Consider the following 1,908-nt stretch of genomic DNA (forward strand, 5'->3'; position numbering starts at 1 on the left):
CGCTGATCTGTCGAAGGAACGAGTGCTTCATGCGGTCGCGAAGCACCTGCGTATAAACTAGCAGGAAGCTTGGAGCGGATTCGCTTTGTTTGGTTGGCATAGCTATACGACTGTTTTAGTTGTGAAGATACTAAATATCAGTGGCATATGGAATAACCACAACCCTGTACACCTTTGAATACCGTGCAATGGTCTCTATTATATATAGGCTACCGGAGGGTGGTGTCGTGGTTAGGGGGTGGAGCATGTCCCAGAGGCCTCGGATAGGCAAGTGTTAGCCCCATGGTTCTCTCCTATAAGTGTAATGAGTCCAATAGATTAAGTACATTTGTGCTGTCAGCTAAAGTAATCACATACAGACACAGCCTTCACATAGATCACCGAACTCAAGAAGAGATACAGACATGAAACAGATCGTACAAATAGCATTATCCGCCCTCGTCCTCGTGAGTGCATTCATTACGTCAGGATACGCCCAGTCTACTGGGGAGAAGACCTCTCGGGTACAGCTCGGCTTCTTCCCTCCAATAAGCACCAACGGAGGGAATGCAGGAGCGTACACAAATACCGTTTCCTTTAGTACGCTGGTCGGCCTTTCGGGGAATGTACGAGCCTTTACCTTCGCAGGATTGGCCAATATCGTGCGAAACGATGCCCATGGCATTCAGTGGGCAGGGCTATACAACTATATCGGCAATGAGGGCTCGGGTGCCTCCCTGGCGGGGGTAGCTAATATCTCGAAGACTCACTATCGTGGTGTCCAGCTCTCCGGTATCCTCAATATGGGGAACGAAGTAGTCGGTGCGCAGATCACGGGGGTTGTAAATCTGGCTAAAAAGGTCTCCGGGGTACAATTCGCCGCTCTCGTCAATATCGCGGATGAGAGTGACTACCCGATCGGGCTACTCAATCTGATCAAAAAGGGAGAGTATACCCTAGGTATACAGTATGATGAGGTCGGTACGACGGCGATCACACTGCGTACGGGGAGTAGATTTACCTATGGGATCATCGGGCTCGGGTACAACTATAGAGCGCATGAGAAGACCCTAGCCACTATAGCGGGCTTGGGGGTGCACCTCAATTGCTTCCCATGGCTGAGGATAAACAACGAAGTTACGGTACAGAATATCGGATTTTCAAAGAATAGTACGTTTAAGGTGGGCTATGCCCTCCTCCCCTCCATTCGATTAGGACAGCACTGGGACCTCTGGGGTGGTCTTAGCCTCAATTACCTTCGCTCTGGGCACGGAGGCGATGGACGGCTCCTCTCCTCCAGACCGATATGGGAGCGTCAGAGCCCATCGCTACGACAGCAGTTGTACGTAGGCTACCAAGCAGGGATACAGTACACCTTCTAGGAGCCTATCGAGTCAAGCCCCCCTACGGGGCTGTCCGTGGCTATCACGAGGCACCTGCGGAGCGACTGCCCCCTTCGGCGGCTCCACGGGTGCCTTTGCTGTGCCGTGTCCTCGCCTAGGAGCATATCCGTGTCGCATACGTGGTGACAGAAGCGAGTCCAAGGGCCTCTGCTCCTAGGTGCTCTCTGAGGACAGACCGGGGATATGAGGTCGAGTTAGAGAGGCCAGCTCCATCGGGGGCTAGGCCTCTTACTGCTTCATGCCCCGATGTCCAATCCCGAGGGATGGAGGGGAATGATTACCCCTTCCGCTCCCTCCTCGCTAACTCTTTCTGTATCGGTGGTATAGGAAGGAAGTCTGCGCTCTTACCTAGAGCCCACTTGCGCTCTCGGTAAGAACGCATCAGCGCTCTCGGTAAGAGCGTGTGAGGGCTCTCAGCACAATTGGCTGGCATGGTAATTACGCTCTCCACCAACCCTTGCCCATCGGTCAGCATGTGCTTTTGTACCCGTACCGATAGTGCCTGCCTTTGCGCACCCAACGAGCT

1 protein-coding gene is annotated in these 1,908 nt (G+C 53.2%); it reads left to right on the plus strand.

Features of this window, described 5'->3' with window-relative positions:
* Nucleotides 1–404: 404 nt before the first annotated feature.
* A complete protein-coding gene (locus HMPREF1556_RS06260; RefSeq protein WP_021667533.1) occupies nucleotides 405–1,361 on the plus strand; it encodes a hypothetical protein in 957 nt (318 codons plus the stop codon).
* Nucleotides 1,362–1,908 lie beyond the last annotated feature (547 nt).

This window comes from Porphyromonas sp. oral taxon 278 str. W7784, assembly GCF_000467855.2.
Classification (GTDB): Bacteria; Bacteroidota; Bacteroidia; order Bacteroidales; family Porphyromonadaceae; genus Porphyromonas.